Source organism: Acerihabitans sp. (genome assembly GCF_036398755.1).
Classification (GTDB): Bacteria; Pseudomonadota; Gammaproteobacteria; order Enterobacterales; family Enterobacteriaceae; genus Acerihabitans.
On the sequence record NZ_DASWOM010000121.1, the window covers coordinates 1 to 25,613 of the forward strand.

20 protein-coding genes are annotated in these 25,613 nt (G+C 57.0%); 12 read left to right on the forward strand and 8 right to left on the reverse strand.

Translation table 11 applies throughout. The features are described 5' to 3' along the window. On the reverse strand, window positions 1-165 hold a 165-nt coding region (locus tag VGC33_RS19910; protein WP_331122549.1), incomplete at its 3' end, for an anaerobic C4-dicarboxylate transporter family protein. Window positions 166-434: 269 nt separating this feature from the next. Continuing rightward, window positions 435-2,153 carry an ABC transporter ATP-binding protein gene (locus tag VGC33_RS19915; protein WP_331122509.1) on the reverse strand — a complete coding sequence of 573 codons (1,719 nt, stop codon included), beginning with the start codon at window positions 2,151-2,153 and terminating at the stop codon, window positions 435-437. A gap of 202 nt (window positions 2,154-2,355) precedes the next feature. On the opposite strand from VGC33_RS19915, the gene VGC33_RS19920 reads away from it, so the two are divergent. The 9 genes from VGC33_RS19920 (at window position 2,356) to VGC33_RS19960 (ending at window position 11,273) form a co-directional block, all read left to right on the forward strand. Beyond that, the gene (locus tag VGC33_RS19920) at window positions 2,356-2,844 is read left to right on the forward strand and encodes a MarR family winged helix-turn-helix transcriptional regulator (RefSeq protein ID WP_331122510.1); all 489 of its coding nucleotides are present in this window, start codon (window positions 2,356-2,358) and stop codon (window positions 2,842-2,844) included. Next, complete coding sequence (locus VGC33_RS19925; protein WP_331122511.1) at window positions 2,841-3,977, forward strand: HlyD family secretion protein; 1,137 nt, start codon at window positions 2,841-2,843, stop codon at window positions 3,975-3,977. The genes VGC33_RS19920 and VGC33_RS19925 overlap by 4 nt, the downstream gene beginning before the upstream one ends. Further along, complete coding sequence (locus tag VGC33_RS19930; protein ID WP_331122512.1) at window positions 3,964-5,592, forward strand: DHA2 family efflux MFS transporter permease subunit; 1,629 nt, start codon at window positions 3,964-3,966, stop codon at window positions 5,590-5,592. The genes VGC33_RS19925 and VGC33_RS19930 overlap by 14 nt, the downstream gene beginning before the upstream one ends. Before the next feature lie 161 nt (window positions 5,593-5,753). Continuing rightward, window positions 5,754-6,422: an acrylate utilization transcriptional regulator AcuR gene (gene acuR / locus VGC33_RS19935; RefSeq protein WP_331122513.1), complete on the forward strand. Its 669-nt coding sequence runs from the start codon at window positions 5,754-5,756 to the stop codon at window positions 6,420-6,422. Between the two features lie 9 nt (window positions 6,423-6,431). Then, window positions 6,432-7,415: an acrylyl-CoA reductase (NADPH) gene (acuI, locus tag VGC33_RS19940; protein ID WP_331122514.1), complete on the forward strand. Its 984-nt coding sequence runs from the start codon at window positions 6,432-6,434 to the stop codon at window positions 7,413-7,415. 363 nt (window positions 7,416-7,778) lie between these two features. Continuing rightward, window positions 7,779-8,912 carry a glutathione-independent formaldehyde dehydrogenase gene (locus VGC33_RS19945; RefSeq protein WP_331122515.1) on the forward strand — a complete coding sequence of 378 codons (1,134 nt, stop codon included), beginning with the start codon at window positions 7,779-7,781 and terminating at the stop codon, window positions 8,910-8,912. A gap of 267 nt (window positions 8,913-9,179) precedes the next feature. Beyond that, a complete protein-coding gene (locus tag VGC33_RS19950) occupies window positions 9,180-9,803 on the forward strand; it encodes a hypothetical protein (protein ID WP_414636966.1) in 624 nt (207 codons plus the stop codon). Between the two features lie 71 nt (window positions 9,804-9,874). Next, window positions 9,875-10,519 carry a cytochrome b/b6 domain-containing protein gene (locus VGC33_RS19955; protein WP_331122516.1) on the forward strand — a complete coding sequence of 215 codons (645 nt, stop codon included), beginning with the start codon at window positions 9,875-9,877 and terminating at the stop codon, window positions 10,517-10,519. Next, window positions 10,512-11,273 carry a molybdopterin-dependent oxidoreductase gene (locus tag VGC33_RS19960; RefSeq protein ID WP_331122517.1) on the forward strand — a complete coding sequence of 254 codons (762 nt, stop codon included), beginning with the start codon at window positions 10,512-10,514 and terminating at the stop codon, window positions 11,271-11,273. Before VGC33_RS19955 ends, VGC33_RS19960 begins: the two co-directional genes overlap by 8 nt. An 11-nt stretch (window positions 11,274-11,284) precedes the next feature. Here the strand turns inward: VGC33_RS19960 and VGC33_RS19965 are convergent, their stop codons facing one another. The 3 genes from VGC33_RS19965 to VGC33_RS19975 form a co-directional block, all read right to left on the reverse strand. Further along, window positions 11,285-12,856, reverse strand: coding sequence for a sensor domain-containing diguanylate cyclase (locus VGC33_RS19965; RefSeq protein WP_331122518.1), 1,572 nt, complete (start codon window positions 12,854-12,856; stop codon window positions 11,285-11,287). 234 nt (window positions 12,857-13,090) lie between these two features. Continuing rightward, a complete protein-coding gene (locus VGC33_RS19970; protein WP_331122519.1) occupies window positions 13,091-13,558 on the reverse strand; it encodes a FidL-like protein in 468 nt (155 codons plus the stop codon). Beyond that, the gene (locus VGC33_RS19975) at window positions 13,558-14,355 is read right to left on the reverse strand and encodes a winged helix-turn-helix domain-containing protein (protein WP_331122520.1); all 798 of its coding nucleotides are present in this window, start codon (window positions 14,353-14,355) and stop codon (window positions 13,558-13,560) included. Before VGC33_RS19975 ends, VGC33_RS19970 begins: the two co-directional genes overlap by 1 nt. A 417-nt stretch (window positions 14,356-14,772) precedes the next feature. On the opposite strand from VGC33_RS19975, the gene VGC33_RS19980 reads away from it, so the two are divergent. Then, a complete protein-coding gene (locus VGC33_RS19980) occupies window positions 14,773-15,300 on the forward strand; it encodes a winged helix-turn-helix transcriptional regulator (protein WP_331122521.1) in 528 nt (175 codons plus the stop codon). Then, a complete protein-coding gene (gene fabF / locus VGC33_RS19985; RefSeq protein ID WP_331122522.1) occupies window positions 15,297-16,568 on the forward strand; it encodes a beta-ketoacyl-ACP synthase II in 1,272 nt (423 codons plus the stop codon). Before VGC33_RS19980 ends, fabF begins: the two co-directional genes overlap by 4 nt. A 42-nt stretch (window positions 16,569-16,610) precedes the next feature. Here the strand turns inward: fabF and VGC33_RS19990 are convergent, their stop codons facing one another. Continuing rightward, on the reverse strand, window positions 16,611-20,513 hold the full coding sequence (locus tag VGC33_RS19990) for a hypothetical protein (RefSeq protein WP_331122523.1): 3,903 nt from the start codon (window positions 20,511-20,513) through the stop codon (window positions 16,611-16,613). Window positions 20,514-20,844: 331 nt separating this feature from the next. Here VGC33_RS19990 and maeB point away from each other — a divergent pair, with 331 nt between their 5' ends. Then, on the forward strand, window positions 20,845-23,124 hold the full coding sequence (maeB, locus tag VGC33_RS19995) for an NADP-dependent oxaloacetate-decarboxylating malate dehydrogenase (RefSeq protein ID WP_331122524.1): 2,280 nt from the start codon (window positions 20,845-20,847) through the stop codon (window positions 23,122-23,124). Window positions 23,125-23,264: 140 nt separating this feature from the next. Here maeB and VGC33_RS20000 read toward each other — a convergent pair whose 3' ends face one another. Both VGC33_RS20000 and VGC33_RS20005 read right to left on the reverse strand, forming a co-directional pair. After that, complete coding sequence (locus tag VGC33_RS20000; protein ID WP_331122551.1) at window positions 23,265-23,966, reverse strand: response regulator; 702 nt, start codon at window positions 23,964-23,966, stop codon at window positions 23,265-23,267. Further along, the gene (locus VGC33_RS20005; RefSeq protein ID WP_331122525.1) at window positions 23,953-25,599 is read right to left on the reverse strand and encodes an ATP-binding protein; all 1,647 of its coding nucleotides are present in this window, start codon (window positions 25,597-25,599) and stop codon (window positions 23,953-23,955) included. The genes VGC33_RS20000 and VGC33_RS20005 overlap by 14 nt, the downstream gene beginning before the upstream one ends. Between the last annotated feature and the right edge of the window lie 14 nt (window positions 25,600-25,613).

The window sequence follows — 25,613 nt, forward strand, 5'->3', positions numbered from 1 at the left end:
AATCACCAGCATCACGTCCACCGGCGGTTTACCGGGTTCGAGATGGAAGACGAACACCAGGATAACCAGGCCGATGCCGCCCAGAAGGCCTAAGGCGATACCGCCCTTTTTTGCTCCGTATAACAGACAGGCCAGAATAACAGCCAGTTGGATAAAAAAGTCCATACATTCCTCAGAAGAAAGTTAACGATAGGTGTTGACCGCTAATATCGGCCAGTTGATCACACAATTCGTTGCGTCAAATCTAAGATAGGTGCTTTATTGCCATAAAATTGATTAATAAGAGAGGTTAATCACAGGATTTAATACCCTGAGTGATAATTGCATAGTCCTCTAATTGATTGGTATTTATTGTTTTTTTGTTGAATAAGAATAGTCGTTGAGATTATTTGCGTAACATAATATCAACGCTATTCGTAATATTAATCTGATACTCAGGCCGCGCCGAATTGGGCCTGATGCAGCCGGGCATAGGTGCCGTGGCGCAATAACAGCTCCTTGTGGCTGCCCTGTTCAACAATGCCCTGGGTATCCACCACCACGATGCGATCGGCATGCTGGATGGTGGCCAGGCGATGGGCTATGACGAGTGTGGTGCGCCCCATGGACAGCTCGGACAGTGACTGCTGGATGGCCTGCTCGGTGGCGGTATCCAGCGCCGAGGTAGCCTCGTCGAGGATCAGGATGGGCGGATTTTTCAGGAAAATCCGCGCGATGGACAGGCGCTGTTTCTGGCCGCCGGACAGTTTCACCCCACGTTCGCCCACCAGGGTATCCAAGCCATCCGGCAGGGCGGCGATCAGACTGTCCAGGCGCGCGCGCCGGGCCGCCTGCCGGATTTCCTCATCCGTGGCGTCCAGTTTGCCGTAGGCGATATTTTCGCGAATCGATCCGCCGAACAGGAACACGTCCTGCTGCACAATGCCGATATTGCCGCGCAGCGAAGCCTGGGTCAGGTCGCGGATATCGATGCCGTCCACGCTGATTGCGCCGGCGTCCACATCATAAAAACGCGGCAGCAGCGAACACAGCGTGGTTTTACCCGCGCCGGACGGGCCGACGAAGGCCACGGTTTCCCCGGCGCGAATCGTCAGGTTCAGATGGCTGAAAATCGGTTTGTCGGCGCGGTAGCCAAAGGTTACGTCGCGATAGACGATATCGCCGCGCAGGCTGTTCACCACCAGGGCGTCGGGACGGTCGGTGATATCAGCCACGGTATCCATCAGCCCGGTAAAACGCTTAAAGCCGGCAATACCCTTGGGATAACTTTCCAGCACCGCCGAAATCTTGGCCACCGGGCGGAAAAACACTTCCACCAGCAGCAGGAAACCGACAAAACCGCCGTAGCTCAGTTCGCCCTTGATGACATACCAAGTGCCGGCCACCATGACGATCAGCTGCACCAGACGGGTGCTGAGATAACTCAGGGTCAGGCTGGCGGTCATGATGCGGTAGGCGCGCAGCTTGGTGGTGCGGTAGCTGTCGTTATCGCGGGCAAACAGGGCCTCTTCCCGGGGCTCGTTGGCAAATGCCTTGACCACGCGAATGCCGCCGATGCTTTCCTCGATGCGGGCGTTGAAGTTACCCACCTGGCGGAACAGCCTGCGCCAGGTTTCCGTCATTTGCGCGCCCTGGCTGCTGACCAGCCAGGTCATGGCGGGGACGATAATAACCGTCAGCAGCGCCAGCGGCACATGGACGGTGGCCATCAGGATAAACGCGCCGATAAAGGTCATCAGGGCGATAAACAGATCCTCCGGGCCGTGATGGGCGATTTCGCCGACTTCCTCCAGATCCTTGGTGACGTGGGTGATGATATGGCCGGTCTTGGTATTGTCGTAATAACGGAACGACAGCTTTTGCAGGTGATTGAACGCCTCGCGCCGCATATCGGTTTCTATGCCCACGCCCAGGGCGTGGCCCCAATAGTTAACCACCGCCATCAGCCCGGTATTGAGTAAATAGATCAGCAGCAGGCCGACGGCGGAGGCGCCGATCAGCAGCCAGTCCTGGGCGGGCAACAATTTGTCGATAAAGAGTTTGACCGCCATGGGAAAACCCAGTTCCAGCAGGCCGGCGAGGATAGCGCAACCGAAATCGAGCGCAAACAAGCGCTTATAGGGAAGATAGTAGTTAAAAAAACGGCGGAGCATCAATGCGTCCTCTGGCAAAATCGCAAGGCGGGATCACTTTTACGATGATTATCACTATGTTGACCAAATGATAATGCCTCGTAATTATCAATGAGGTCAATGGGCAGGGCGTAGGGATTTACCCGGCGGTGGGGTATTGACACTGGATAGGTACATGGAGTTATTATTTATATATCAACTAATGTGTTGGAATCTATTCCCTATGCCATCGACACCTACCTCCGCTTTAACCGATTCAACGCTACCCGCAGCCTCGCCCAAGCGCCATTTTGCCAACCTGATCGCCCAGACCGCGCGGCAGTGGCGACGGGTCATCGATCGCAAGCTCCAGCCGTACGGCCTGACCGAAGCCACCTGGGTGCCGTTGTTATACCTGGCGCGCGCGGACAAGGCGATGTTGCAAAAGGACCTGGCCGAAGCCATTTACCTGGATGCGTCTTCAGTGGTGCGTCTGCTGGATAACCTGCAAAACCAGGGGTTTATCGAACGGCGCGAAGGCAGCGATCGCCGCGCCAAGGAGATCCACCTGACCGAATCGGGCATGCAGCTTGTGCAGCAGGTGGAGGGAATGGCCCAGCAGGTGCGCGATCGGGCGCTGGCCGGCGTAGACGATAATGATATCGGGCAGATGAACCGTCTGCTGGAACAGGTGCTGGTCAGTCTGGCCGCGGTAGACAAGGAACCGTCATGAACACTGGGGTACGGGAGCGGCGATTTCTGTCGCCCAATCGCTTTGGGCATCTTAACGGCCGACAGAAAACCTGGGTTATCGTCGGCCTGGTGGTGATAATCGCACTGATCGTCTGGTTTATCAGCTGGCTGGACTGGCGCTTTGCCCATGTGGCCGAGAACGATGCCCATATTACCGGCGAGGTGGTGACGCTGGCCAGTCGGGTGGACGGCTGGCTGGTGGCGCGGCCGGTGATGGATGGCGATCGGGTCAAAAAAGGCCAGATCCTGGCGCAGATTGACGATCGCGATGCCCGGCTGCGGCTGGCGGCGGTGCAGGGGGATTTGGCGTCCGCCAACGCGCAGATCCGCTATACCGAGGCTCAGCGCCAGACCGCCGATTCGACCACCCAGGCCGCGCTTGAGCAGGCGCAGGCGCAATTGACCGTGGCGGAGTCGGCGCTTTCCGACGCCGGCCATCAGCTCACCCTGGCGCAGGCCAATTTCCAGCGTGACGACAGTTTGGTTAAAAGCGGTTTGACGCCGCGCAAAACCTGGGATGAAAGCCACACCGCCCTGTTGCAGCGGCAGGATCAGCAACGGGAGGCCGCGGCGCAATTGCTATCGCAACGGGCGGCGTTGGCCAATGCCCTGGCGCAGCGCGGGCAGTTGCAGGTGCTGGATCGGCAAATCGATATGCAACGCCAGCAATTGGTGGCGCTCACGGCGCAGGCGCAGCAGATTACCCAGGAAATCGCCGATCGGACGCTGCGCTCGCCGGTGGACGGCGTGGTGGATCGTACCCTGGGTGATGTGGGGGATTATGTGCAGGCCGGACAGTGGGTGATGATGGTTCACGATCCGAAAAACGTCTGGGTGGAGGCGAATATCAAGGAAACCGCCCTGAATAAAGTGGCGGTGGGCCAGCCGGTGGATATCGGCATCGACGCCTATCCAGACCTGGTTTCCCATGGTCACGTGATCCGGGTCGGCAACACCGCCACCAATCAGTTTGCCCTGCTGCCCAGTCCCAATCCGTCGGGCAACTTTACCAAAATCACCCAACGGGTGCCGGTGCGCATCGCTTTTGACCAGGCCGACGCCCGGCTGAAACCCGGCCTGATGGTCGAGGTGGCCATTAATGTCGCCCATTGAGGCCCAGGCCGAGCGCTTTGGGCCCGCGTACCGCTGGCTGGCTACCGGGACGGTGATGCTCGGCACCATCGCCACCACCGCCACCGCCACCATCGTTAACGTGGCCATGCGCGATATCATGGGGGCGTTCGGGCTGGGGCAGGATCAGGTGCAGTGGCTGTCCACCGCCTTTTTAGCCTCGATGACCGCCACCATGCTAATGACCGCCTGGGTGCTGGACCGGTTCGGCTACCGGCGGGCGTTTGTCGGCGCGCTGGTGGTGTTTATCGTCGGCAGTCTGCTGGGCTTTGCCAGCGCCAGCGGCGCCGAAGTCATTTTGGCGCGGGTGCTCCAGGGCTGCGCGTCGGGCATAATCCAGCCGATGGCGATGGTGGTGCTGTCGCAGGTGTTTCCGCCCGCCCAGCGCGGCCGGGCCATGGGCATCTACGGGGTGGGGGTGGTGCTGGCCCCGGCGCTGGGGCCGACGGTCGGCGGCATGATGGTCGATCAGTACGACTGGCGTTTTGTCTTTCTGGTGGTGGTGCCGTTTTGCATGGCCGGCATGGCGGCGGCGATGGTTATCCTGCCGGGGCTGGATAGCAAAGTCGTCACCGCGCGCCGCAGGTTCGACGCCATCGGGTTTTTGCTGCTGGTCTGCGCGCTGACCACCTTGCTCACCGGTTTATCCAACGGCCAGCGGGAGGGGTGGGATTCATTTTTTACCCTCGGCATGTTCGCCTCAGCCGTGGCCACCGCCGCCGGGTTTATCCTGTGGGAACTGGTGGCGCCGCAGCCGCTGCTCAGCCTGCGGGTGTTTAATAATCTGCGTTTTTCCGCCGGCTGCGTGGTGGCGTTCGCCCTGGGGGCCGGTATTTACGGCTCCACCTATATCGTCCCGCTGTTCGTCCAGACCGTGCAGGGCTATACCCCCACCCGCTCGGGATTGCTGCTGATGCCCTCAGGGCTGGTGCTGGGATTGATATTTCCCATCGCCGGCCAGCTTAGCGACCGTCTGCCGCCGCATCTGCCGGTGATGGCGGGCTTGGCGATTTTCGGCTTTTCCTGCTGGCTGTCCGGCGGCGTCGATGTGGATACCCCGTTCTGGACCATGGCCCTGTGGGTAGTGCTGGGCCGAATAGGGCTGGGCGTAATGCTGCCGGCGCTTAACGCCGGGGCGCTGCGGGCGCTGCCGGCGGATAAGCTGGCCCAGGGATCCGGCAGCCTTAATTTTGTGCGCCAGCTGGGCGGCGCTTTTGGCGTTAATCTGCTGTCGGTGATTATCGACCGGCGCACCATCTTTCACGGCGACGCCCTGGCGCAGGCGCTGACGGCCGCCAACGCCACGGCGGCGGAGTCCATTTCCCGTCTGGCGCTGCTCTATTCCCACTGGGGTAATCCGTTCGGCAGCCGTTTGCCGGAAGGCGTGAACCCAGGCTCGATGGCCTACCTGGAAACCATGCTGGTGCCCAAGGCGCAGCTATACGCCTACCAGGACGGATTTTATATCGTAGCGGTGTTTTTCTTCCTGGCGATTATTCCTGCCTGGTTTATGCGCGGCCGGAACCGGCCGGCGACGCAGCTGCGGGCGGAACCGTCCGCCGCCGCGCCCGCAGCGCATGACTCGTTGGCCAGATAATCTTAAGTCCATCCACGGAGCTTGCCCGGGCAACGCGCCGGATAACCCCCTCTGGCGGACGCTACTGCCTGTCCGCAGTCTAAATATGATCCGGCGCAATATTATGCGCGCCGGATCCTTTTATACTCGCGTTTTATAGACGATCGGTCTATATTTTCCGCATGAATGAAAAAACAGTGACCGCGCGGCGTGGGCGTCCGCCAAAAATCGCCCGGGACCAGCCGGATACCCGCGAAAGCCTGATTCGCTGCGGTACCGCCGTGCTTACCGAACAGGGTTTCAGCGCCTCGGGAATCGACGGTATCCTCAAGCAGGTGGGCGTGCCGAAAGGGTCGTTTTATTATTACTTCCCAAGCAAGGAAGCGTTCGGGCAGGAGATCATTGCGTATTACGGCCGCTATTTTATCCGCAAGCTGGACCGTTGGCTGCTGGACGAAACCTTGCCGCCGCTGGATCGCCTGCGGGCGCTGGTGTCCGACCTGGGCCGGGGCATGGCCAGATATGATTTTAAACGCGGTTGCCTGGTGGGCAATCTGGGGCAGGAAATCAACGTGCTGCCGGTTGGCTATCGCCGTCAGCTCAGCGATATTTTGCAGCAATGGCAACAGCGGGTCGCCTGCTGCCTGCGGCTGGCGCGCGATGCCGGGCAATTGCCGGCCGGGACGGACTGCGAAGGCCTGGCGGAGTTTTTCTGGATTGGCTGGGAAGGGGCGGTAATGCGCGCCCGGCTGGAGGCCAGCGCCCGGCCGTTGCAGCGGTTTGCCGACGGTTTTTTTGCCGGTCTGCCGCGCCTGGCGCCTGCCGGGATATCAAATTCAGTGACCATTTGAGGAAACAGCATGTTTAACGGAATCTTGATTGAGAAAGATGAGCAGGGCTATCGCGCCGGTTATACCCGCCTGGATGAGGCGCAACTGCCCGAGGGCGATGTGTGGGTCGATGTGGCCTACTCGACGCTTAATTATAAAGACGGACTGGCCATTACCGGCAAAGGGCCGGTGGTACGCGCCTTCCCTCTGGTGCCGGGCATTGATTTGGCCGGCATTGTCACCTATAGCAAGCATCCGGCGTTCAACGCCGGCGACAGGGTATTGCTTAACGGCTGGGGAGTGGGCGAAAAATACTGGGGTGGGCTGGCGCAAAAGGCGCGGCTTAACGGCGACTGGCTGATACCGCTGCCCGCGGGGCTTACCGCCCGGCAGGCTATGGCGGTCGGCACCGCCGGTTATACCGCCATGCTGGCGGTGGGGGCGCTTGAGAAAAACGGCGTGACCCCGGCGCGGGGCAAGGTGCTGGTCACCGGCGCCAACGGCGGCGTCGGCAGCTTTGCCGTCGCGCTGTTGGCGCGTTTGGGGTACCAGGTGGTGGCGTCGACCGGGCGCCAGGAAGAGGCGGAGCATCTGCGCCGACTCGGCGCCGCCGAGATTATCGACCGGGCGCAGCTGTCCGCGCCAGGGCGCGCCCTGGGCAAGGAACAGTGGGCCGCCGCCATTGACAGCGTCGGCAGCCATACGCTGGCCAACGTATGCGCCGGTTTGCACTACCAGGGCACCGTGGCCGCCTGCGGCCTGGCCCAGGGCATGGATTTGCCGGCAAGCGTGGCGCCGTTTATCCTGCGCGGCGTGACCCTGGCCGGCGTGGATAGCGTTATGCGCCCGCAGGCCGACCGCGTGGCGGCCTGGGCGCGTATCGCCACACTGGTGGACGGCGAGCTGTTAAACAGCATCAGCCGGGAAATCGGCCTGGGCGAGGTGCTTGAAACCGCGGATGCGCTGATGGACGGCAAAATCCGCGGCCGGGTGATTGTCGACGTTAACCGTTAATCGCCGACGCTAAGTTGTGACGCCGTCACGCCAAAAAGACTGTTTTTCTTTAAGCGTGACAGCGTCACAAGAATATTATCCGACCCGCGGCTGCGCCTGTTACGCAACATCACGATCGTCCAGTCCGTGCCATAGGTTTTTCTTCATTTATATTGACTAATTCCCACGCTATACAGGCCGTTACCTTAACACCTCTTTCGCTCAAACGCCCGTGCCGCCTCGGTTGCTGCCGATAATCGTCCTGATGCATTGTGTAAAAAAATTCATCTTTTATAGCGCCCCGCTGGGTTTTGGTCTATCCGTTAAACAGTCGGATGCAAACCTGTTTGCCCCCATCCACCGGGGCATATACCGGAGGAAATCATGAAAGCAGTCGTATATAACGGCCCACGCGATGTCGTGGTGAAGGATGTGCCGGACGCGAAAATCATCAAACCAACCGATGTACTGGTGCGCATAACCACCACCAATATCTGCGGGTCGGATTTGCACATGTATGAAGGCCGCACCAGTTTTGAAACCGGCCGAATTTTCGGACATGAGAACCTGGGAGAGGTTGTCGAGGTCGGCGCGGCGGTGCAGCGGATCAACGTCGGTGATTATGTTTGCCTGCCGTTTAACGTCGGCTGCGGATTTTGCGAAAACTGCGAGCGCGGTCTTACCGGGTTCTGCCTGACCGCCAATCCCGGCTCGGCGGGGGCCGCGTACGGTTTTGCTGAAATGGGCCCCTATGAGGGCGGCCAGGCGGAACTGTTGCGGGTGCCTTTTGCCGATTTCAACTGCCTGGTGCTGCCGCCGGACGCGCAGGAAAAGGAGGACGATTATGTGATGTTGTCCGATATTTTCCCCACCGGCTGGCATGCCACCGAACTGGCGGGATTGCGCCCCGGCGATAGCGTTGCCATTTACGGCGCCGGTCCCGTGGGGCTGATGGCCGCGCATTCGGCCATTATCAAGGGCGCTTCGCAGGTATTCGTGGTGGATACCCATACAAGCCGTTTGGCGCTGGCGGAGCAGCTTGGCGCCACGGCCATTAACGGCGTCGGCGACGCGGCGGTGGAGGAAATTTTGAACCTGACCGACGGACGCGGCACCGACTGCGGCTGTGAATGCGTAGGTTACCAGTGCTGCGATAAACATGGTCATGAGGATAACTCGGCCACCATGAACAGCCTGGTGGCCTCCACCCGGGCCACCGGCGGCATCGGTGTCGTCGGCGTTTTTGTTCCCCAGGATCCCGGCGCGGCATCGGAGTTGGCCAAAGAGGGCAAAATGCCGTTCGATTTCGGCAGTTTCTGGTTTAAAGGCCAGCAAATCCGCACCGGCCAGGCCAACGTCAAGGCTTATAACCGCCAATTGGCGCGCCTTATACACCAGGGCAAGGCTAAACCGTCACAAATTATTTCCCATCGCCTGCATTTGGCGCAGGCGCCGGAGGCATACCAGCACTTTGACGATCGCGACGCAGGCTGGACCAAGGTCATTCTCAAACCCTAAAGACAATGGCTGTGGGCGCACAGGGAGGTGAGCCATGCCAAAACGGCGGAAGCGCCATGCTTGCGACCCGTGGTTTGATCCCCCATCCCGGCCGCTCTATAGCGGCGCCGCCATCTCACCGTGCTGAAATATTTTTCAACATCTTCCCCTGGGGAAAGCGCTTTTTGCCCAAGCCAAACGTCAAAAACCCGCGTAATGTTATAATGTAGTGCCAAAAATGTTATATCCGGCGCGTTCCAGGCCGCAAAACACGAACAGGAGACGTTCATGGCTCGATCTACACTTTTATCCGCTATGCTGCTGGGTATGCTGACGACGTGCGCCCCGGCGGTCATGGCGGCGGATGCTCCCGCCAAATCGATGGCGGTGCGCGGCACGGTCACGCAATTTCACGGCGACCAACTGCAGTTTACCGATCGCAAAGGCGCGGCGGTTACCGCCACCCTGAACGACAAAACCACCATTTCCGCGGTGGCGCAGGGCAAAATCAGCGATATCAAACCGAACAGCTTTATCGGTACCGCCGCCGCCCCGCAGCCGGACGGCACTTTGAAAGCCCTTGAAGTCCATGTGTTCGATCCGTCCCTGCGCGGTTCGGGGGAAGGGTTCCGACCCTGGCAGGGGTCCGACGGCAAGGTCGGCACCATGACCAACGGCACCGTGGGCACGCTGGTAAATGCCAATGGACGGACCATGACGGTCAAGTATCAGAATGGTGAAAAAAAGGTCGTGGTGCCTGATGACGTGCCAGTTGTGACACTGTCACCTGGCGATCGCTCGTTATTGAAACCCGGCGCGCATATTATCCTGTTCCCGGCGCCGGGCAGCGCGGAACCTGTCGTGGCGGCGCGCATCGTCGCCGGAGTCAACGGCACCGTACCGCCTATGTGATATCAGTTCTGCGTCCCAGGCCGGGCGGCACGGATGCCCGGCTTGTTCCCCCGCCTGATAATGGAGCGCCAGTGAACCCATCCTCCGCGCCTTTAGCCAAGATTCGCCTGCATCGCCTGCCGGTGCGCGTCATGCACTGGCTTAATGTGCCGATACTTTGCGCCATGCTGATGAGCGGCTGGGGCATTTACAACGCCTCGCCCATTTTTCCCGCGTTGACCTTTCCCACCATACTGACCCTGGGCGGCTGGCTGGGCGGCTCCATCGCCTGGCACCTGGCGGTAATGTGGGCGCTGGCGGCAAATGCCCTGCTGTATGTGTGCTGGGGCATCGGCAGCGGTCATTTTCGCCGCGACTTCCTGCCGCTGACGCCGCGCACGCTGGCGCGCGACGTTATGCTGGCGTTGACCTTCCGCCTGAAGCATCGCCTTGGGCGCTATAACGCTATTCAAAAGGCCTTCTACTGGTTTGCTCTGGCCTGCGGGCTGCTGCTGGTCCTTTCCGGCCTGTCCATATGGAAACCCGTACAGCTTTACCGGCTGGTGGCGGTGTTTGGCGGCTTCGACCGGGCGCGGTATGTGCATTTTTTCGCCATGAGCGGCATCGTGCTGTTCGCCGTGGTCCATGTGGCGATGGTCATTACCGTGCCGTCGACGTTCTTGCCCATGATTACCGGATTCCAACGCCGGACACCGCGGGACGCGCAGGATGAATGACAAACCGAGCAACCGCGTTAAACTCGAGCCGGCACAGCAAAAGGCGCTTTTTCGTCTGCAGCGCCGTTTGTTGTTGCGCTCCGGCCTGACGCTCGGCGCGCTGACCCTGCTTACCGGCTGTAATCTGCAGGACGGCGACGAGGTGGATAAGGTGCTGTGGGCCATGTCGCGCTGGAATGACCGGGTACAGGGCTGGCTGTTCAGCGGGCAGCGACTGGCGCAAACCTACCGGGCGGATCAAATAACCAACCCATTTCCGTTCAACGCTTTTTACCCCGAATTCAATGTGCCGGAAATCGATCTTTCCACTTATCAGCTGGAGGTCTCCGGGCGGGTGGCCGATAAGCGCCCCTGGACGCTGGACAAGCTGCAGGCGCTGCCGCGGCAAAGCCAGATTACCCGGCTTATCTGTATCGAGGGATGGAGCGCCATCGGACAGTGGGACGGCGTGCCGTTGCGCACCTTTCTTGAACGGATAGGCGCCGATCTGCGCGCCGGATTTGTCGGTTTCCGCTGCGCCGACCGCTATTACTCCAGCATAGACATGGCCACGGCGCTGCATCCGCAAACCACCCTGGCGTTGGATTTTGCCGGCAAGGCGCTGCCGGACGCCTTTGGTTTTCCGCTCAGGCTGCGGGTGCCGACCAAGCTGGGATTTAAAAATGCCAAGCATATCGTCGCGCTGTCGGTGGGCAACGCCAACCCCGGCGGCTACTGGGAAGATCAGGGTTATAACTGGTTTAGCGGCATTTGACGCGCCTGGCCTCAGGCCAGGCAAATCTGGTTGCGTCCCTGGCGTTTCGCCTGGTAAAGGGCTGAATCCGCCTTGACCACCAGCCGGGTGGGGGTGTCCAGCCCCGCCACCGGCAGTCCGACAAACACGCCCAGGCTTGGCGTCAGGCTACCGGTCGGGCTGCCCTGATGGGGGATGTTCAACGCCACGATCTCCTGCTGAATGCGCCGCGCCACCGCCAGGGTGCCGGCCCGATCGGTGTCGGGCAACAGGACGATGAATTCTTCCCCGCCATAGCGCGCCACCACGTCACGGTGGCGCAGGGGCAGGTTTTTCAGGGTTTGCCCGATGCGCTTCAGACATTCATCACCGGCCACATGACCGTATAAGTCGTTAAATTGCTTGAAATAGTCGACATCCAGCAGGATGATGCCCAGTTCCCGCTGCGCCCGCAGCGCGCGCTGGAATTCATTGTCCAGGGACAGATCGAAATGCCGCCGGTTATAAAGGCCGGTCAGGCCATCCGAACGCGCCAGTTGCTCCAGCGACCGGTTTAACTTACGCAGTTCCTGCTGGGCGTGGATCAACTGCTGCTCGGCGCGCATGCGCGCGCGCGCCTGGCGCATCAAGACCAGGCAGACGGCTGTTATCATTACGACAAAAACCAGCGTCATCACCGCATGGTTAACGGCGTCCTGGCGCCAGTCCGCCATGTTCTGGTCCAGCGACAAGCCGGTGGTGACGATAACCGGATACTGTTTAAGATGGGTGTAGCTATAGAGTTTTTGCCCCGGATCGGCCGACAGGGCGCCGTTGACGATGCCGGAGGTATGTTGGCGGATGTTATCGCGGTACAGCGGCGAACCGGCGATGGTGGTACCGATGATTTTTTCATCATAAGGTTGGCGGTACAGCACGGTGCCGTTGTCGAGCAGCATCATTAGCGTTGAATCATCGCTTATCATAAACCGGGTATAAAAATTGCGGAAATGGTCGAGCATAATGCTTTCCAGCAGCACGCCGGCGAAACTGCCGTCGGCATGATTAAGCCTGCGCGAGATGGGCACGATAAGCGAGTTGGTCATGCGGCTGCGGATAACCTTGCCGATGCGCAACGTCAATTCGGGATGGTCGCGATGGTAGATAAAATAATCGCGATCGCTATAGCTGTTTACGCTGGGCAGCCGCTCAGACGCCGTTACGATCATCCTGCCCGCGGCGTCAAACAGCGATAGCGCGCTGATTTGCTTTAATCCGGCCGTTTTTTGCTGGAAAAGCTGATGCAGCAGGGGTAACTGCGCCGCGCCGGTGCCCTGGGCATTGATCTGCTGCGCCAGTTCCTCAAGGGTGGCCTGCGCCTGGGCAAAGGTATCGCTGGCATGTTGCGACAGGGCCTGGGTCAGGTTCAAGGTGGTGGTTTGTGATTTGGCCAGCGCGGATTGATAGGTCTGCCAGAGGTGCCAGACGTTAATGGCTACCAGGGCGACGATCAGCAGCAAGGCGGACGCCCCCAATTCAAAAAGCAGGCTAAAGCGGTGGGGGCCATGCAAGATGGCTTCCGGGTTATCTTGCCGGGGGGAATCGAAACGTCTGCGTTTTCTCATAAGGTCTATTCAATGACATCCCTGAGCTTTCGGTATCTGGATAGGGCACTCGGCCAGCGCCGCCTATGGCGCGGTAACACGACCTGGATGCATTAGAGTATTTATCCTGTGGGCCGGTTAGTCAAAGAAGCGGCGGGTTTAATTTAACGGCGCAAAGCCGGCGCGGGCGGCGTCGGGACACTGCATCCGGCTGCCCGGTGGTGTCAAGAGCCGCGGGTAAATCAGTAATGGCGTCTAATCACTCGCGCAAATAAAAAAGGGTGAATACAGCAGACTGACCACAATGGATTTAGTATCAATGCGTTTAAAGCTTGGCAGCAGCGACTGTCCCACCGGCAAGAGTACCGGGCTGGCGATACCGGGGGGAGTATTATCAAGCGTTGAGACGATCTCGCGGGTCATGGTGATTTCATATAAACCCTGCGGATTTTGCCGCCGAAAGGTAAAGAACCGCGTCCGGTGCAGATTATACCGGTTCTCGTCATGGACCAGGGTGCCGTTAAGGGCGTAAAAGCCTTCGCGCGGGCCGGTGAAAAACATCTTGGCTTCCACGGTGTAGGTAAAGGATCCGGAGGGAAGCGCGGACCGGTAGACCATTTGGGCGGAACATTGATAACCGGAAAATCCACCGCGATAATTTCTGCTGAAAAACAGCGTAAGCGATAACAAAAGCAGCGCCATGATAATCCAGAATCTTTTCATTATACGTCCCAGTTATAGAAGTAAAAATTCAGGCATTCGGTGAGCTTTCCGCGGCCGTCCTGTTCACATTTCGCCAGGAAAGTACGACGGTTGATGCCGTCTTGTACCGTGGCGCTGGTGCGCGAGAAAAGCACTTTGTCATGGATATCGCATTGTTCAATATTACCCGCCATGGCGCGCTGGATATGCGCCGTCAGATCCGGCCGCTCGCGTTCATTTATCGGTCGCAGGGTATAGACGTTGCATGAAGCAATATTTTTGAAGAAATACAGGGGCTGGCTGTCGTTTTGCCTGAAATACATAAAGGCTGTCGCCGCGGTGATAACGATCGACAGCGCCAGGAAAAAATTCATCATCACGTCTTTAAGAAAACGGCTTGAATTCACGCCATCCGCCTTGACGCCATCCTCTGCCTCCACATCCCGCGCCGCGCGCGGGGCGGGATCCGCCGAGGTCCCATAGACCACGATATTGAGACGATCGTTGAGCTTCAGTCCGCGCTTGGGCAAGGTAACGATGGCCGAGGCGTCCAGCCCGAGCGCGAGCAGCGCTTTGCGCAGCAGGCTTATTTGCTGATTTAAATTTCCGTTGGAGGAGGACAAACCGTGTTTTTCCCAGACATTGGCAAATAAATGTTCCCGGCTGACGGCGTCCCCATTACCATGGGAAATAATAAGTTCTTCTAATACACGACCCGCGGTATTTGACAAATTGACAGAGGTTTCTTCATCCGTCGATAATGATAATCGGTATTCCAGCGTATTAAAAATAATGCGATCATCGATAAGATACCTCATTGTGGTCTCCCTATTTTCCAGCAGGTGCGCCAATGCTCATGCCTTTATTAATACATGGTTAAAATGGATAAAATAAAACACGCGGCCTGGGAATGAATAGGCCGATAAAAAAATCTTATGTATTTCCCCGTTGCCGATAAATAACCGAGGTTGTTTTTCCGGAATTATAGCCACTGGGTTGGATTGAAAGGTTAATACCGTTGGAAAATAGCGCAAACAGCGTGAACCGCTAAAAATGGCGCAGTAACACGCAGAAAATACTGTCGGTAGCGCGGCGAGGCGCGCTGACATGCGTCCCGCACTGATCGGACTTGTTCAGCGTACACTTGTACGCTAAAGTGACTGCCCTTAAAGCTACAATAAATGTAGTCACCTGCTTAACACAGGCCGGCTACGGGGGTCAGGAGCTTTTTAGCCATGCGGAAAACCAATATCGGCGCGATGGATTGCCCCATAGCACAATCACTGGAACTGGTGGGGGAGTGGTGGAGCATTCTGATTTTACGCGACGCCTTCCAGGGGCTGAGCAAGTTTGATGAATTCCAGCGTAGCCTGGGGCTGTCGCCGACCATGCTCACCCGCAGGCTGAAGACCCTGGTGCGAAACGGCATTCTTTATAAACAAGCCTACTGCACGCGTCCGGCGCGTTTTGAATATTTACTCACCGAACGCGGCCAGGCGTTTTTTCCGGTACTGCTTACCCTGCTGCAATGGGGCAATCAGGCTCTGGCGCACGAGGATATCGCCGTCGTGCCGGTAAACCGCCGCCACGCCGCGAAGGTGGCGCCGGTGCTGGTCGATCGGGATACCGGTGAGCCTCTTACCCATCTTAATGTCACTATTGCCGCCGGACCGCGTGCCGGTAAAGGGATAAAGCGGCGGCTGGAAACGAGACAGGAAAAGCTAAAACATCATGATGCATACCCGCACAAGGAATTTTTATGAGTAACCGTCGAATTGTCATTACCGGAATGGGCGCGGTATCGCCTTTAGGCTGCGGTACCGAAATCGTATGGCGGCGCCTGCTGGCGGGCCAGTCGGGCATCCGCCCCTTGCCGGAGGCGATGGTTGCTCAACTGCCGGTGAAAATCGGCGGCCAGGTGCCCGACCGGGAACAAGACCCGGAGGGCGGCCTGTACCCGGACCGGTCCGTCCCGCCCAAAGACCAGAAAAAAATGGACAGGTTTATCCTGTTTGCCATGGCGGCGGCGGACGAAGCGCTGAGCCAGGCGGGCTGGACGGCCACCACCGATGAACAGAAAGAACGCACCGCGACCATTATCGCCACCGGTATCGGCGGTTTCCCGGCTATCGCCAACGCCGTGCGCACCTCGGATAATCGCGGTCCGGGCCGGCTGTCGCCCTTTACGGTGCCGTCGTTTCTCGCCAACCTGGCTGCCGGCCATGTCTCCATCAAACATCAGTTCAAAGGGCCGATAGGCGCGCCGGTGACCGCCTGCGCGGCGGGTGTGCAGGCTATCGGCGACGCGGTGCGCCTGATCCGTAATGATGAAGCGGATATTGCCTTATGCGGCGGAACCGAAGCCGCTATCGATACCGTCAGCCTGGGAGGTTTTGCCGCCGCCAGGGCCATCTCCACGCATTTTAACGCCGACCCGGCGCGCGCATCGCGTCCGTTCGACCGCGACCGGGATGGTTTTGTGATGGGGGAAGGCGCGGGGCTGCTGGTGATTGAGGAACTGGAGCATGCGCTGGCGCGCGGCGCCACGCCGCTGGCGGAAATTGTCGGTTACGGCACCAGCGCCGATGCCTACCATATGACCTCGGGAGCGGAAGACGGCGACGGCGCTTACCGGGCGATGAAAATCGCCCTGCGCCAGGGTAATATCGCTCCCGCGCAGGTGCAGCATCTTAATGCTCATGCCACCTCCACGCCGGTCGGGGATTTAGGCGAGATTAATGCCGTAAAACATCTGTTCGGCGACAATAGCCCACTGGCCGTGACCTCGACCAAATCAGCCACCGGGCATTTGCTTGGCGCCGCCGGCGGCCTGGAAGCCATCTTTACCGTGCTGGCGCTGCGCGATCAGCGGGTGCCCGCCACCCTTAACCTGGACCATATCGATCCTGCGGCGGCGGGTTTACATCTGGTGCGCGGCGAACCGGAGGCGGTGGCCATGACCTATGCCCTGTCCAATGGCTTCGGCTTCGGCGGCGTTAACGCCAGTATCCTGTTAAAACGCTGGGAGTGATTGCGTCCGCTATCCCGTCCGGCAGGATGGGATAGCCTGCGATCAAATAGCGTCCGGCCCGCTGTTATAGGTGCTCGTCATGGCCTTCTGGCAAATATACGAAAATAGAGCCATAGCTATTTTTTCTTCTTGGGTCGACTCCTTCGACCGTTTATTTCTTGGGTTTATATAGTCATGATTAAAAGCCTTTTTCTTGGCTATATCAGATATAAATGTGGCTAAAAAATCGGCATTGTCCATGATGGCATTTGCTTTCAGCATCGGATCCCGTAGAAACAGTTGAGCAATGTCCTCCTTGCTCAGGACCGCGCCGCCGCTATTAAAATTGACGGCCCTGGCAAAGTCGTCACTGATGGCAACGATATCGTCGCCTTGGCGAGTGAGCGCTTCATTAAAACTTTCCAAAAACTCACTGGCATCGCCCAATCGGCTGGTGGAAGGGGAGATCAGGAAATCCAGTGAACCTGAATGGTGTGAAATCTCATGCAATACGGTGAGATGGGGGTGCGTGCTTAAGATCGGCGCGGTTAAAAAATTGTCCACCAGAATGATTACCCTATTATCCACATCGTCCGGGTAGGTAAATCCCATAGGGCATTCGCGGCGATAGACGTAAGGATGCGCCGGGGTGGAGCCGGTGGCGAAAATGATGCTATGTTTTGACTTTTCAAAATACCTGACAATCTGGTCGGTTCGATATTTAAGCCTGGTCATGGCTTGCGTAAGGATATTTTTATCTTTGGTCCCCAACACATTGGCTAGGTACGTTTTTATTTCATTATTTATCGGATATTGCAAAATACCAGAATCGGACAACATCGTCGTCCTGTCGAATTTATGCTTTACAATAGCGGCATACGCATTGGCTTTATCCACTCCCTGAATAAATGTCGAGATATGGTTTCTAAGAAAATGAAATTCCGCGGGAATTTTTATAATATCTTCCCCATAGCGAAATTGATAAACGGTCGGCAAAGCATAATGTTGCCTGAGTGAATTGGCAATATCATTGCCATGGTCGAATTTATTCGGATACCACATGGCATAATAATGATCCATCGGCTTTATGAACTCTGAACGTTTCGGTATGCTGTCCAGGTCAACCGGCGAATCGGCGATGCCCATCGCCTGAGCCGCGTGAGCCGCGCGCCCGTGATGATGATTAAACATATATTGGATTTTTTGCGGTTCGTGCCGCCGGCCGGCCAGGGTAGCCGGTATAGTTTGAGAGATAGGGTCTTTTACCGGCGACAATAGCCGGTTTCCGTCCTCGGCGTGGTGAATTTTTTGGCCTGGATTTCCCCCGGTATCCGTTGCGGCACCGGCAATACCATCCGTTCTGGCGGGGGGGCCGATTTTCTTGGCGCCGGGGGGTATTCCATCGCGCGCAAACTTCAGGTTTTCATCGAGCGGGGCAGGTGAACGCGTTCTATTTTTCAGTGCCGCGGATTTCAATTTAGCAATGATATTATCAAATTGCTTTCCACTGTTATAGTGTTCAAAATGTTTAATCATTTTGCTGATGGAATTTCTGCTTATAGCCGAGATGAGCTGAACGCCCGGATCGGCGGCCCTGAGGACGTCTGTCATTAAAGACGTCATTTCTTTACCGGATGGCAGGCTGACGTGATGGATAAGCTGAGTGCCCGCCGCCTTCACGGTGTTTTTGGTCAGGGGATTGCCGGCAAAGACAATCTGGCTTCTACTCAATCCCTTGAGAATACTGGCGCCAAACCGCTGGCTGAGATCGGTTATTTTCGCGGCCACGCTTAAAAACGCCACCGCGTCCAGCAAACAGGCGGGGACCGCCTGCGCAACGTCGTGATTCACCGCACCTTCAATGCAGTCATAGAGGGGGATCAGATGTTTTGCCACGGCCCATATTTTTTGTAAGTCGGAAGGCGTATATCCCGATTGATAAAGGGCGTTATAGAAAGTCTCCCGGTGGCTGTTTGTCAGAAAGATGACTAAACTGTCGTTTTTTTGATCCTCGTTTTTGATTAGACTCTTTCCAGGTAGCCCGCCAAAAAAGGCGATCAGCGGATGTAAGTTACTGTATTGCGCGCTATCATCATGAGGAAGATATTGATCAAACCGGAAAATGTCATAGCCATGGCCGGCTTTCCCCTTCAGGGCGTAATATCGCTTATCACCGCTCAGGTTTACTGAAAAGACGTCCGCATCGTTGATGTTGTCAAAATCATAGTGGCCGGCGCCATTATCCCGCAGGGCGGGAATCATGCCATTAGCTTTGATAAAAGGTATTATTCTTAGCCGGTGGATAATGGCATGTTCCGATAAAATAAAATCACGCTCTTTTTTTTCTACCGAGCCGAGCGCGCTGGTGATCAGGATTTTTTCCAACTCGGCAAAACGGTCCGCGACGGTATTGGCGTGTTTTTTATACTCATCATCAAGGCTTTCCGGCGCCGTTTTACAAGGGATAAGCACGTTGTTCAAATAGGCTTCTTTTGCCTGTTTTTTGCCTTCACTCTTTCTCTGTTCTCTCGTCATGGCCGGATTGACAATGCTTGTCAGGGGAAAAACAGTGTCGCCGGGACAACGTTCGATGATGCTGTCGGCAAGCTGGCTACGCGTTAGCCATTGTTTTACCGCATCCTGATAGCGGTTGAACTTGATGCCGAGATCCTCGATCGCTTTTCGCACCTGTACCCGGTACGCCAGGTAATCGTCCAGCGCCGTTGTCCGCAGGAGAAAAAGATGCGACCCCTGTTCGGCATTTAGTTTTTCCGGATGGTTAATGGCCTGGAAGAACAGGGCGGGCAGCGAGTAGTATCTCAGCATATCCGCGGTGACGCCGTCGCGCAGCGCGATATCCCATAATAGCCCGCCGGTTTTCACCACCTCACGCCAATGGATGTCACCCAGGTTTATGCCGTTCTCATACAAAAATAATGAACCGGAGAACAGCGACGCGAAGTCAACGTCATCCAGGGATAAACATTTCACCTGTGGGTCCCTGCCATAATAGGCAAGCAGCGGGATTTCTTTTTGCACCTCGCTGTCCCATTGGCTCTTTAACATCGCCTGGTCCGGTTCAGCCAAGGTATTGAAATTTACTTTACCTGACGCCTGTAATCCCGCCGATGAAAGCAAATACACCACGCTGTCGACGGTAAACATAAAAGGGTAACTGTCGTTGGAAACCCTTATCGCCAAGGCTATTTCCGGTGATGTTCCGAGCATATTATCGAATAGCCAATGCCTGACCGCGATGTCTACTTGCGCCGATGATAAAGTTTCATGCTGATAACCGCCATGGATATCCGTGGCGGCAAGGATCAGTTCGGCGATGTTTCTTTTACCTTTGCGCCCTGTTGAAGCCAGGTATTTGGCCACCGCGGCGGTTATCTCCTCCATACTGAATGGAATAAATCGGCCGTCATCGGGCAAAATATTATTTTTCTGTAAAAACCGGGTGATCTCCCCGTTTTTTTCATTTAATCCGGCGGCGAACGTCCCGTCCCCAGGCGTTGGTACATGGCCGCGATAAGGGTCAAGCCCGCTGGATGCCGGCGCTGGCGCGATGGTTATCGTTTCTTTCGCCGGCGGCATAGTGAATTCGCCGCCGTTAGCCGCATGCAACGGCAAATGGAGGGGCGGGTCGTTATGCTGCACAGCGGCGGTGATGGCGTCGCGGTCGGCGTTTCCCGCGCGCAAGCGGGTGACACCGGCCATGCCGCCCAGCAGGGTAACGCCAAGCAGGGAGGCTTGCCAGAACGGCCAACCGCGACCGGCAGGTCGATCGGTCCCCGATGGCGGGTTAAGGGTGACGCGTACAGATGAAGATGAGGCAAAACCAAGATGGCGTGAAATTGCCGGCGTAGCGGGTGGCGGCCTTTTTGTTGACGTTTCAGCGGAGGAAAGAAGGGGTTGATAATGACCGGTGATGCGTGGCGCCGTGAGCGGCGGTGGTGTATGCATAAGTGAATTCCCTATTGGCGAAACACGAATAGGCATAGTAGTTCGCCCCGTTAAAACGGCGCGGCAACTGGCGTGATCCTATCGGCGCCCGGCAAAAACAAATCCACCGAACGCCTGGCAAGCGAAGCCCCCGCCGGGGCGGCAATACCTGACGCGCCAGGAAATATATAATGAAAAACTGTTTTATTTCCCGAACGTGACGCCCGTACCATAATGTTATGCAGACTATGCCCTGCTTCATAGTTTGACTGTGCGCTCGCTTTATACTGGTTAGGATTTAACGTCGCAACATTCCTTTACGAGTCTTAATAAAGCCACAAGGGATCCTACAATGGACGAACAGCTAAAACAAAGCGCTTTGGATTTTCATCAGTTCCCGCAGCCGGGCAAAATCCAGGTTTCCCCTACCAAACCTTTGGCCACTCAGCACGATTTGGCGCTGGCCTATTCTCCGGGCGTTGCCGCGCCCTGCCTGGAAATCGCCAAGGACCCGCTGGCCGCGTATAAATATACCGCGCGCGGCAATCTGGTGGCGGTGATTTCCAACGGTACCGCCGTGCTGGGGTTGGGCAATATCGGCGCGCTGGCGGGCAAGCCGGTGATGGAAGGCAAGGGCGTTTTGTTTAAGAAGTTTTCCGGCATCGATGTGTTTGATATCGAAGTGGACGAGCTGGACCCTGATAAGCTCATCGAGGTGATTGCCGCCCTGGAACCGACCTTCGGCGGCATCAACCTGGAGGATATCAAGGCGCCGGAGTGTTTTTATATCGAGAAAAAACTGCGCGAGCGCATGAACATCCCGGTATTCCATGACGATCAGCACGGTACCGCCATAATTTGCACCGCCGCGGTATTAAACGGCCTGCGGGTGGTGGAAAAAAACATGAGCGACGTCAAGCTGGTGGTCTCCGGCGCCGGCGCCGCTTCCATCGCCTGCCTCAACCTGCTGGTGGCGTTGGGATTGCAGCGCCATAATATCATCGTGTGCGATTCGCGCGGCGTAATCTTCAAGGGCCGTGAAGAGAACATGGCGGAAACCAAGGCCGCCTACGCCATTGAGGATAACGGCATGCGCAGCCTGGCGGACGCCATCCCCGGCGCCGATATTTTCCTTGGCTGTTCCGGCCCCGGCGTACTGAGCCAGGACATGGTAAAAACCATGGGGCCGCGGCCGCTTATCCTGGCGCTGGCCAATCCCGAGCCGGAAATCCTGCCGCCGCTGGTGAAAGCGGTGCGTCCCGATGCGATTATCTGTACCGGTCGCTCTGATTATCCTAACCAGGTCAATAATGTCCTGTGCTTTCCGTTTATCTTCCGTGGCGCGCTGGACGTGGGCGCCACCACCATTAATGAAGAAATGAAGCTGGCCTGCGTGCGCGCCATCGCCGATCTGGCGCTGGCCGAGCAAAGCGACGTGGTCGCCTCCGCCTATGGCGATCAGGATGTGTCGTTTGGGCCGGAGTATATTATTCCCAAACCCTTTGATCCCCGGCTGATTGTCAAGATTGCCCCGGCGGTGGCGCGCGCGGCGATGGACTCCGGCGTGGCCACCCGGCCTATCAAGGATTTTGACGCCTATACCGAAAAACTGACCGAATTTGTCTATAAAACCAATTTGTTTATGCGGCCGATTTTCGCCCAGGCGCGCAAACAGCTGAAACGGGTAGTGCTGGCGGAAGGAGAAGAGGAACGCGTGCTGCGCGCCACCCAGGAAATGGTTACCCTGAAATTGGCCCGACCGATCCTGGTGGGCCGTCCGAGCGTTATCGATATGCGCCTGCAAAAGCTTGGCCTGCAAATAATTGCCGGTAAAGATTTTGACGTGGTGAACAATGAGTCCGATCCGCGCTTTAAGGCGTACTGGGGCGAATACTATCAGATCATGAAGCGCCAGGGAGTCTCGCCGGAGCAGGCCCAGCGGACGCTTATCGGCAGTCCGTCGCTGATCGCCGCCATTATGGTGCGCCGCGGCGAGGCCGACGCCATGATTTGCGGCACCGTCGGCAGTTACCAGGAGCATTTCAAAGTGGTGGAATCGGTATTCGGCTATCGCGAGGGGGTGCATGTGGCCGGCGCGATGAACGCGTTGCTGCTGCCCAGCGGCAATACCTTTATCGCCGATACCTATGTCAACGACGACCCGTCGCCGGAGCAGTTGGCGGAAATTACCCTGATGGCCGCCGAGACGGTGCGACGCTTTGGCATTGAACCCAAGGTGGCGCTGCTGTCGCACTCGAGTTTCGGCAGTTCGGATTGCCCGGCGGCGCGCAAGATGCGCAAGACCTTGCAATTGGTCAATCAGATGGCGCCCGACCTGGAAATAGACGGGGAAATGCACGGCGACGCGGCGTTGGTGGAAAGCATTCGCCGCGAGCTGATGCCGGACAGCCCGCTCAAGGGCGCGGCCAATATCCTTATCATGCCCAATATGGAAGCCGCGCGCATCAGCTATAACCTGCTGCGCGTATCATCGTCCGAAGGCGTGACCGTCGGGCCGGTGCTGATGGGCGTGGCTAAACCGGTGCATATCCTGACGCCGGTGGCCTCGGTGCGGCGTATCGTCAATATGGTGGCGCTGGCGGTGGTGGAGGCGCAGACGGAACTGCTGTAAGCCTGTTGCCGGCGTTGGTAACACCGGGTGTGGTATGTTCAGTGTTGACGGGCATAGCGGGCCATGGGATTACGCTTACCGGCCTGTGAGCGCGTAATAAAAGCCGGCTGCCCGTCCAGGCAGCCGGCTTTTTTAAGCGTTCAGACAGAGGATGGCGCGCGACGATACAAACGCCGGGGATGACCGATATTGCCATAGCGCATTTCCACCACCAGGAACCCGCTTTCAACGCAATACTCCAGATAGCGGCGGGCGGTGGTTTTGCTCAACCCGGTACAGCCGACGATATCATCAACCGAGTGCTGGACGTCATCATCGGCGCCGAATATCTGCTTGACCAGACCGAGGGTATTTTCTTCAATCCCTTTGCTGCCGGCTTCCTGGCTGAAGGTTTTGGATTGAAGTTGATACAGAATATCGACATTTTGCTGATCCACCACCTTAAACGCCCGCTGGGTCAGGGCAAATTGGATAAAACGCTCCAGGGAGTGGCGCAGGCGCTTCCAGGATACCGGCTTTAGAATATAATCGAACGCGCCGCAGCGGATGGCCTGGCTACAGGTGTTCATGTCGCTGGCGGCGGTGATGAAAATCACCGAGCATTCAAGCCCGCGCAGCAGCTCGCTGTCAATTAACGAGATACCCTGTCCGTCGGGTAAAAAATTGTCCAGCAGCACCAGTCGCGGACGTTTTTGCAACAGCTGTTCGCGCGCCTCTTTCAAGGTACCGGCGACGCCTACCAGCCGAAGCTTTTCGTGGTTATCGATAAAGTCGGCGTGCAGCTGCGCCAGCGAGCTTTCATCTTCAACAATAAGCACGTCAAAAATTTCAGGTTGCATAATAAGGTTCATCCGGGGTGATGGGGCCCTTCGTGGTCGCAAGGCCGGTTACAGGGATAAATACGGAAAAGACCGTCCCGTAGGGTTGGTTCGCGGAAACTTCTATCGCGCCGCCGGCGTGTAGAACATAGCTGGAAACCAGATGCAGGCCCAGTCCATGATCGCCTTGCTGCTTGGAGGTGACGCCAAAGGTAAAGATCCGTTCGACGTTATCCGCTGCGATGCCGATGCCCTGATCGGCGATTTCGATAACCAGCTCCCGGTCGCCGCCGGCGATATAGACTTCGATGGGATAATGCTCACCCTCGCGTCGCAGGGTCGCCTCGATGGCGTTATCGAGAATATTGCCGACCACCGACATCAGCTCGGTGTCGCGCAGCCGGGGAGGGATATGAGTTAAATGACAGGCCGGGTCGAACAGTAACTGCACGCCTTTTTCCCGAGCGCTGGCGTATTTCCCCAGCAACAGGCCGCACAGCGTGGGGGAGCAAAAGCGCGCGGAGACAAAATCGAGAATTTCCTGGGCGCTTTCCGATTGCGCTTCAATATAATGAATCGCTTCGTCGTAGCGTTTCATATGCAGCAGGCCGGCAAGCGTGGCGGTCCAGTTCAGTTGTTCATGGCGCAGGATGCGCAGATTGTCCGCATAGCGTTTCACCTGGCTTAACTGGATATTCAGGCTGTCGATATCCCTTTGATCGCGAAAACTGATGACCCATCCCTGTAATTTATCTTCCAGCATGATTCGTACCCGGCTGGCAATAACCGTGACGTCGTTGAACAGGCATATTTCGTCATGGGTATCGCCGGCCAGCATGGTCTGTTCATCGAGGAAGGCGATAGGTTTGAACAACGCGGACAGCGGGCAGCCGCGCAGCTCGCGCGAGGAGACGGACAGCGATAATAATAATTTTGCCGCCCGGTTAATCTCTGCGATGCGGTATTCTTTATCAATGGCAATCACTCCCTCGAAAATTGATTCCAACAGGGCTTTTTGCTGACGGACTAATAGACCAATTTCCCGCGGCTCCAGGTGAAACATTTGTTTTTTCATGGTGTTTGAAAACCACCATGAAAATATAAAAAGCGCCAGCAACAGCAGTAGGGCTACCATCAGAATATTAAATAATTTGCCGGCGCTGAGGTTGTCAATATGTGTTTTCAAATAGCCAATGGACACAATGCCTATAATATTATTCTGCTTGTCAAAAATAGGGGATTTACTGCGCAGGGATATGCCTAATCCGCCTTTACGGATGGAGATGATATTTTTACCCGCCAGTACTTCGCTATTATCCCCGCCGATCATCGACTTGCCGACCTGCTCCGGATAACGCGAATGGTACAAATGCATTCCCTGCTGGTCACCGATGACGATATAACTGGCATCGCTGCGTTGGGCTAATGAATCCATCAAGGTGGCGATGGCGGTTATATCCTTGATTTTCACAGCGTCTATCAGCGAGGGGATCATGGCGATTTCCCTTGCCTGCACCTGGGCGCGCGCGCCGATTTCCGTATACAGCTGCTTATCCAGATCGTAATAATAATAAAGGCCAATCAGGGTTAACAGCAGCGAGAAGAATACGATAAGGCTTATAAAAAGCTTTATGTGAAATGAGATTCTCGCGTGCATGATATACACCGGCC